At 64.5% G+C, this 7,925-nt stretch carries 6 protein-coding genes; 4 read left to right on the top strand and 2 right to left on the bottom strand.

The window, feature by feature from the left end; translation table 11 throughout:
• Positions 1-602, bottom strand: a 602-nt coding sequence (locus VFG49_RS05810; protein ID WP_324858575.1) for a DEAD/DEAH box helicase, incomplete at its 3' end; no start/stop codon positions are given.
• 201 nt (positions 603-803) lie between these two features.
• Here VFG49_RS05810 and VFG49_RS05805 point away from each other — a divergent pair.
• The gene (locus VFG49_RS05805) at positions 804-3,071 is read left to right on the top strand and encodes a TonB-dependent receptor (RefSeq protein ID WP_324858574.1); all 2,268 of its coding nucleotides are present in this window, start codon (positions 804-806) and stop codon (positions 3,069-3,071) included.
• A 117-nt stretch (positions 3,072-3,188) separates the two neighbouring features.
• Complete coding sequence (locus VFG49_RS05800; protein ID WP_324858573.1) at positions 3,189-4,037, top strand: lysophospholipase; 849 nt, start codon at positions 3,189-3,191, stop codon at positions 4,035-4,037.
• Between the two features lie 441 nt (positions 4,038-4,478).
• Here the strand turns inward: VFG49_RS05800 and VFG49_RS05795 are convergent, their stop codons facing one another.
• Complete coding sequence (locus tag VFG49_RS05795) at positions 4,479-5,381, bottom strand: cation diffusion facilitator family transporter (protein ID WP_324858572.1); 903 nt, start codon at positions 5,379-5,381, stop codon at positions 4,479-4,481.
• Positions 5,382-5,578: 197 nt separating this feature from the next.
• Between VFG49_RS05795 and VFG49_RS05790 the strand changes: the two genes are divergently transcribed.
• Together VFG49_RS05790 and VFG49_RS05785 are read left to right on the top strand one after the other, a co-directional pair.
• Positions 5,579-6,292 (top strand): gluconate 2-dehydrogenase subunit 3 family protein, encoded by a 714-nt coding sequence (locus tag VFG49_RS05790; RefSeq protein ID WP_324858571.1) that lies wholly within the window; start codon positions 5,579-5,581, stop codon positions 6,290-6,292.
• Positions 6,289-7,925, top strand: a 1,637-nt coding sequence (locus VFG49_RS05785; RefSeq protein WP_324858570.1) for a GMC family oxidoreductase, incomplete at its 3' end; no start/stop codon positions are given. The genes VFG49_RS05790 and VFG49_RS05785, both read left to right, overlap by 4 nt.

The raw sequence follows: 7,925 nt of genomic DNA, 5'->3' as shown, positions 1-7,925 counted from the left end.
ATGCGCAGCAGACGACGCTGGCACATCGACTCCAACCTCTCCAACGACAACGCGAGATGCGCGCCGCGTTTGCTCGATGCCAGCGCGTGGATTTCATCGACGATCACCGTGCGCGCGCCTGACAACATGCGCCGCCCCGATTCGGAGCCGAGCAGGATGTACAGCGATTCGGGCGTGGTCACCAGGATGTGCGGCGGTTGCTTGCGCATCCCGGTGCGCTCGGCCTGCGGGGTGTCGCCGGTCCGTACGGCCGTCCGGATGTCCACATCGGGCAGGCCCATGGCGGCCAGTTGCGCGCGGATGCCTTCCAGCGGCGCTTCCAGGTTGATGCGGATGTCGTTGGACAGCGCCTTCAGCGGCGACACGTAAACCACCGAGGTTTCGTCGGGCAGCGCGCCGCCGTTCGCCACGCCCTCGCGCACCAGCGTATCAATCGCGGCGAGAAAGGCCGTCAGCGTCTTGCCCGAGCCGGTAGGCGCGGCCACCAGCGTATGGCGGCCCTCGCGAATGGACGGCCAGGCGGCTTTTTGCGGTGCCGTGGGCTGCGGGAACGTGGCCTGGAACCAGGCAGCGACGGCGGGATGAAAATCGTGCAGTGGCATGGACTTAGGCGTAGCCTGCGAGCCGCTCGAGAGTAACCCGAGATGGGGGCGGCCGGGTTAATAGGCAACTCGATACGGAATTTATTGCTTTCGCGGTGCACCTTCTTTCGATGACAATGTCGTGACGCCGCCGTACGCCCAAGTATGTTTCTCGCGGCGCCTTTGTTTTGCCGTTGCCTTCCACTATCCGGGGAATTTCCAATGACCGCCGCCAGCCCGACGCGCTTCGCCGTGCTTGCCCTTTCCATTGGCAGCGCCCTTGCCTTGGGTGCTGCTCCCTCCGCCAACGCACAGGACGCCACGGCCCAACCCAACACGAACACGAAGTCCCAGACCGGCAAGCCGGTCGAACTGGCGACCGTGAACGTCACCGCCGAAAAGCGCGTGGAGAACCTGCAGAAGGTGCCGGTCTCCATGAGCGTGATCACGCCCGAGCAGCTCAACAACTACGGCCAGTCCGGCGACACCGTGCTGCAGCTCGCCGGCCGCGCGCCCAGCGTGTACGCCGAAACCTCCTACGGCCGTGAATTCCCGCGCTTCTACATCCGCGGCCTGGGCAACAGCGACTTCGACCTCAATGCGTCGCAGCCAGTGTCGATGGTGTACGACGACATCGTGCAGGAGAACCCCATCCTCAAGGGCTTCCCGCTGTTCGACCTTTCGCAGGTGGAAGTGCTGCGCGGCCCGCAGGGCACCATGTTCGGCCGCAACTCGCCGGCCGGCGTGATCAAGTTCGACTCGATGAAACCGAGCCAGGACACCAGCGGCTACGCACGCGTGTCGTACGGCAGCAAGGGCACGGCCAATGCCGAAGCCGCGCTGGGCGGTTCGCTGGGCGGTCATTGGTCGGGCCGCGTGTCGGCGCTGGCGCAGCATCGCGACGGCTGGATCGACAACGACTACACCGGCCAGAAAGACTCGCTGGGCGGCTATAACGACCGCGCGCTGCGCCTGCAGGCGATGTACGACAACGACGGTTTCAACGCCCTGCTCAGCGCGCACGCGCGCTGGCTGGACGGCAGTGCGATGGTGAACCGCGCCAACGCCATTCCGCTGGGCAGCGACAGCCTGGTGCCGGGCTTCCAGCGCGACGTGGTGTACCAGGACGGCCGCAACAAGCAGCACCTGTTCTCGTGGGGCAGCAACGCGCACCTCACCTGGAACCTGGGCGACTACACCTTCACCTCGATCACGGGTTTCGAAAAGGCCGATACGTACAGCCTGGGCGACGTGGACGGCGGCATCGCCATCCCGCTCAACCCGAGCCAGGACAAGTACGTCACGGCGTTTCCGTCCGAGACGGCCGATGCGCTGCCCCACGACAACCAGATCACGCAGGAATTCCGCCTTGCCAGCAATCCGCAGGATCGCCTGAACTGGCAGGTGGGCACGTACTACTTCTACGAAGACATCGCGATCGTCAATTACGACTACGCCACGCTCAACAACCACGCGATGGACGGCTATGCGCAGCAGAGCCAGACGACGCGCGCGTGGGCGGGCTTCGGCTCGGTCGATTACCGCATCACCGACGACTTCGACGTACGCGCCGGCACGCGCTACTCGCACGATTCGCGCGATTTCCACGTGGACCGCATCCTGTCGCCGATCGGCGGCGGCCCGCTTTCGCTGGGCGCCAATCCGCATGACGCACGCTGGAGCGGTGACCTCACCGGCACCTGGACGCTCAACCCCAACGTCAACGTGTACGGCCGCATCGCCAACGGCTTCCGCGCACCCAGCGTGCAGGGCCGCGTGCTGTTTGCCGACTTCATTTCGGTGGCCAAGCCCGAGACGATCACCTCGTACGAACTGGGCGTGAAGACCACCGGCATGGACAACCGCCTGCGCTTCAACGCGGACGTGTACAACTACATCATGCACAACGAGCAGCTCACCGCGGTGGGCGGCGACATCAACGTCACGCGCCTGATCAACGCGAAGAAGACGGAAGGCTACGGCGCCGAGTTCGATCTCGAAGCCTATGTCACGCCCAACTTCATCCTGACCGCCGGCGGCAGCTACAACCACACCGAGCTGAAGGACCCGAACCTGGCGGTAGCCGTGTGCGGCTCGGGCTGCACGGTGCTCGACCCGCTCAATGCGCAGGGCAACGCGCTGGTGGACGGCAACCCGCTGCCGAATGCGCCCAAGTGGATTGGCAACCTCACGGCGCGTTACGGCATCCCGTACGGCGAGAGCGGCGAGTTCTTCTTCTACACCGACTGGAGCTACCGCAGCGACGTGAACTTCTTCCTGTACCAGTCGGAAGAATTCCGCGGCAAGCCCATGCTCGAAGGTGGCGTGCGCATCGGCTACAACTGGGATTTCGGCAAGCGCGAGATCGCCCTGTACGGCCGCAACATCACCAACAAGCAGTACATCACCGGTGCGATCGACTTCAACAACCGCACTGCGTTCGTCAACGACCCGCGCATCATCGGCGTGGAGTTCCGCGCCGACCTGTAACCCAAAGGCCTGCGGGATATCGAAGGGAGCGGCCTGGCCGCTCCCTTTTTTCTTGCCGGGATCACCGCACGGCGCCGGCTTGTTGCAGAATTCACGCTTTCCACCAAGGGGCTTGATGTGAACCACCCGGGCGACCGCAACGACAGCCATCACCTGATGACCATGGCCGACGGCCAGGACCTGTTCGTGCGGGACTGGCCCCACGCGCGCGCGCATGGCGCCGTGCTGATCGTGCACGGGCTGGGCGAGCACAGCGGTCGCTACGAACGCCTCGCGCAGTGGTTCCACACCCGCGGCTATGCCGTCCGCTGCTACGACCAGCGCGGCCATGGCAAAACGCCCGGCCCGCGTGGGGCGCTGCGCCATGCGGACGACCTGCTGGAAGACCTGGCCACGGTTTACAACGGCTACGCCGAATCCCTGCCCCACCCGCCGCTGTTGCTCGGCCACAGCATGGGTGGCCTGGTCGCCGCCCGCTGCGTGCTGGACCAGCGCATCCGCCCGCCGGCGATGGTGCTGTCCTCGCCCGCCATGCGCACGTGGGAGCCGAAGTGGAAGCAGGCCCTGGCCAGCTCGCTCGCCCGCATGCTGCCCAACCTGCCGCTGCCCAACGGCCTGCCGTTCGACAAGCTCTCGCACGATCCGCAGGTGGAGCCGGCCTATCGCAACGACCCGCTGCGCCACGGCTGGATCACCCCGCGCGTGGCGACCTTCTTCTTCCGCGAGGGCGAAGCGACGATCCGCGATGCCTCGCAGCTATCCGTGCCCACCCTGCTGCTGGTGGCCGGCGCAGACAAGCTGGTGAACCCCTCCGGCAGCCGCGATTTCGCCGCCGCAGCGTGGGCCAGCAACCACCTCACTACCCGCTATTTCGATTCGCTCTACCACGAGCTGTTCAACGAAGCGGAGCCCTCGCGCAGCCAGGTATTGAAGCAACTGGGCGACTGGCTGCAGAAGCGCGCCTGAGGCGAAGCGCCTCACCTGTAGGAGCGCACCCTGTGCGCGAAAAGCCAATCCCTCAAGGGGACACCGCAGCGCGGTGATGACGAAACGCTGCGATCGCGCACTGGGTGCGCTCCTACAACAAGATGATCGCGAAGTATCCGGCGAGCCTGTGCCCCTCACCTGTAGGAGCGCACCCTGTGCGCGACAGGACTTCATGACGGCAGACCGTTGGCCACCTGCGACGGCCGGCTGGCGAGACCTGCGCAGCCTCGATCGCGCACTGGGTGCGCTCCTACGAAAGACCGCGCGGGGTATCGGGTGAACCTCGTTCCTCACCTGTGCGCGATAGGACTTCATGACGGCAGACCGTTGGCTACTTGCGACGGCCGGCTGGCGAGATCTGCGCAGCCTTGATTTTGCACTGGGTGCGCTCCTACAAAAGGCCGCGGATCTCGGTCGGCGCTACATCCACTCCCGCTTGCCGGTGAACACGATGGTCAGCCACTCCACGCGGATGTCGCTGCCGAGGCGGCGGGAGATTTCGCTGCGCACCTCGTCCACGGATGCCATGGTTCCCAACGCGCGCGAGGGATCGACCAGGATGTGGATGTCGATGAAGCGCATGCGGCCGATCTTGGCCACGTAGCTGGCGAAATCCAGGTAGCCGCGCTCGTTCACCAAGGCAGTCATCACCGTACGCACGCGCTGGTCCAGTGCGTCCGGCGCCACCTGCAACACCTCGCGCAAGGCCTGCCAAAGACTGCCGAGCGGCAACGGCAACAAGACGATGATGAGCAGCAACAGGATGCTGGAATCCATGTAGCGTATCCAGTGATCGAGCGGACCTCCCTTGATCGCCGCAGCCACCGCAAAGCCGACCAGCACGGCAATGCTGATGCATCCGCCGATCAGCCAGCCGCGCGCATCGAGTTGGAGCAGTACCGAATCGAGCGCCCTGGCCTGGCGCTGCATCCACCAGGCCATGCTCATGCTGGCCACGCCCATGAAAGCCGCCCATGCCGCGCCGAAGCCGAATGCGAGTTCGTGGCCGCCGCGCAACAGGTCGTGCACGGCCGTGTAAGCGGCGTAGCTGCATACGGCGGTGAGCACGGTGGCGTTGAACATCACCATCAACGGCTCAAGGTGCCAATAGCCAAACTGGAAACGGCGGCTGCCTTCGCTGGAGATGAGGTGCGAAACCAGCAGCGATCCGGCCGTGAGCACGACATCGACCAGCGAATAGAAGCCGTCGAACGCGATGGCCTGCGAATGCATCAGCAGGCCCACCACCACGCAGGCAACGCCGACCAGGAAGGTCACCAGGATGGACAGGCGCAACTGCCGTTGTTCGCGGGATGTGTCCATGGCTTCGCTGATGACGTGGCCTTCGGGCCATTATCTATGCAGGAGTCCCCGCGATGCGCAAGCATGGCCTTCAGGTGCCTGCCCATGTCTTGCCAGCGATGGTCCCTGGCAGGTCGGACGTCGCTTTTTCACATTTTGATTTCGCAACGCGCGCCAGCATCGGCGGACACCCTCAGCCCATCGCCAAAGGGAGTGTCATGTCGAACAAGCCTCGTTCGCCGTCACGGCGCGACTTCCTGCGACAGTCGATGGTCGCCGTGCCGGCGGTCACCCTGCTGGGTGGCTCGGCGCTGGCGCAATCGCAGAATGCCGCCACGCCGGTCGCCGGCACGACCTATTCGCCACGATATTTCACGGCGCCGGAATGGGAATTCCTGCAGGCCGCGGTGGAACGGTTGATCCCGCCCAACGACGACGGTCCGAGTGCGGTGGAAGCGGGCGTGCCCGAGTTCATCGACCGCCAGATGGAAGACACCTACGGCCACGGCGGCTACTGGTACATGCAGGGTCCGTTTGCGCCCGACACACCACCGACGCTCGGTTACCAGCTGCGCTTCACGCCGCGCGAGCTGTATCGCACCGCCATCGCCGCCGTCGACGACTGGTGCCAGCAGCAGCACAACAAGAAATTCGCCGCACTCTCGGCGGAGGAACGCGATGGCGTGCTGCACCAACTGGAGAAAGGCGAGATCAAGTTCGACCAGATGCCCGCCACCGCGTTCTTCACCCAGCTGCTTACCAACACCAAGGAAGGCTATTTCGCTGACCCGATGTATGGCGGCAACAAGCACATGGGTGCGTGGAAGATGATCGGCTTTCCCGGCGCACGCGCCGACTACGCCGACTGGATCGAACAGCCGGGCAAGGTCTATCCGTTTGGCCCCGTGTCCATCCAGGGAGACAAGGCATGATCCGCATGAAACCGGTCGACGTGGTGATCGTCGGCTTCGGCTGGACCGGCGCGATCATGGGCATGGAACTCACCGAAGCCGGGCTCAACGTGCTGGCGCTGGAGCGCGGCACCTATCGCGACACCTCGCCTGACTTCACCTATCCGCACAACGCAGACGAACTGGCCTACGGCATCCGCGGCAACCTGTTCCAACCGCTGGCCAAGGAGACCATCACCATACGCCACGCGCTCAGCGAAACGGCCGTGCCGTATCGGCAATACGGTTCGTTCCTGCTGGGCAACAACGTGGGCGGCGCGGGCATCCACTGGAACGGCCAGCACTATCGTCCGTCGCCGGAAGACCTGGTGTTCGAAAGCCACAACCGTCAGCGCTACGGCGCGAAGTTCATGCCGGACGACATGCAGATCCAGGACTATGGCGTCACCTACGATGAACTCGAACCGTTCCTTGAGCAGTTTGAGTATCTGTGCGGCACCTCCGGTCGCGCCGGCAATCTCAACGGCGAGATCAAGGAAGGTGGCAATCCGTTCGAAGGCGCGCGCAAGCGCGAATACCCGAACCCGCCGGTGGCCGACAACTACGGCGCCCGGCTGTTTGCCGATGCGGCGCGTGCGCATGGCTACAAGCCGTTTCCGCAGCCCTCGTCGAACGCATCGCAGCCGTACACCAACCCGCATGGCGTGCGCCTGGGGCCGTGCAATCTCTGCGGCTACTGCGAGCGCTTCGGCTGTTTCATGTATTCCAAGGCATCGCCGCAGACCACCATCCTGCCGGTGCTGATGCGCAAACCCAACTTCGCGCTGCGCACGCAGAGCCACGTCACCAAGATCAACCTCGACAACACCAGCAAGCGCGCCACCGGCGTCACCTATATCGACGCGCAAGGCCAGCAGGTGGAGCAGCCGGCCGATTTGGTGATTGTCGCCGCGTTCCAGATGCACAACGTGCGCCTGATGCTGCTGTCGGGCATCGGCATGCCGTACGACCCCAACACCGGCAAGGGCGTGATCGGCAAGAACTACGCGTACCAGATGATGAGCAACGTTACGGTCTTCTACGACAAGGACGTGGCGATCAATCCCTTCATCGGTGCGGGCTCGGGCGGCAACCAGATCATCGACGAATTCAACTCCGATCACTTCGACCACGGGCCGCATGGCTTCGTCGGTGGCGGTTACATCCTTGGCGGGCAGACCGGCGGTCGACCGATCCAGCAGTTGTCGCTGCCGCCGGGTACGCCGGCATGGGGCGAGAAGTGGAAGCGCGCGGCGAAGGACAGCTACCTGCACACCACCGGCGTGCAGACGCACGGTTCGGTGATGTCGTATCGCGATCGCTATCTGGATCTCGATCCCACCTACAAGGACAGCTTCGGCCTGCCACTGTTGCGCCTCACCTTCGACTGGCACGACAACGAATACAAGATGTCCCGTTTCCTGACCGATCGCGCTCAGGAAATTGCCGACACCATGAAGCCGCGGCAGACCTCGCAGACCATCCGCAAGCCCGGCGACCACTACGACGTGCGCCAGTACCAGACCACGCACACCACCGGCGGCGTGATCCAGGGTGCATCGCCCGAAACCAGCGCACTCAATCGCTACCAGCAGAACTGGGACGTGCACAACGT

Origin of the sequence: Dyella sp. (genome assembly GCF_035685885.1) — a bacterium.
GTDB lineage: Bacteria > Pseudomonadota > Gammaproteobacteria > Xanthomonadales > Rhodanobacteraceae > Dyella.
The sequence above is the reverse complement of the archived record's forward strand: the minus strand, read 5'-3'. Positions and strand labels throughout refer to the sequence as shown.

What these genes read in the sequence shown, in the direction of transcription:
- VFG49_RS05805 (WP_324858574.1), top strand. Translation starts at nt 804, where the DNA reads ATGACCGCCGCCAGCCCGACGCGCTTCGCCGTGCTTGCCCTTTCCATT.
- VFG49_RS05795 (WP_324858572.1), bottom strand. Translation starts at nt 5,381, where the DNA reads ATGGACACATCCCGCGAACAACGGCAGTTGCGCCTGTCCATCCTGGTG.
- VFG49_RS05790 (WP_324858571.1), top strand. Translation starts at nt 5,579, where the DNA reads ATGTCGAACAAGCCTCGTTCGCCGTCACGGCGCGACTTCCTGCGACAG.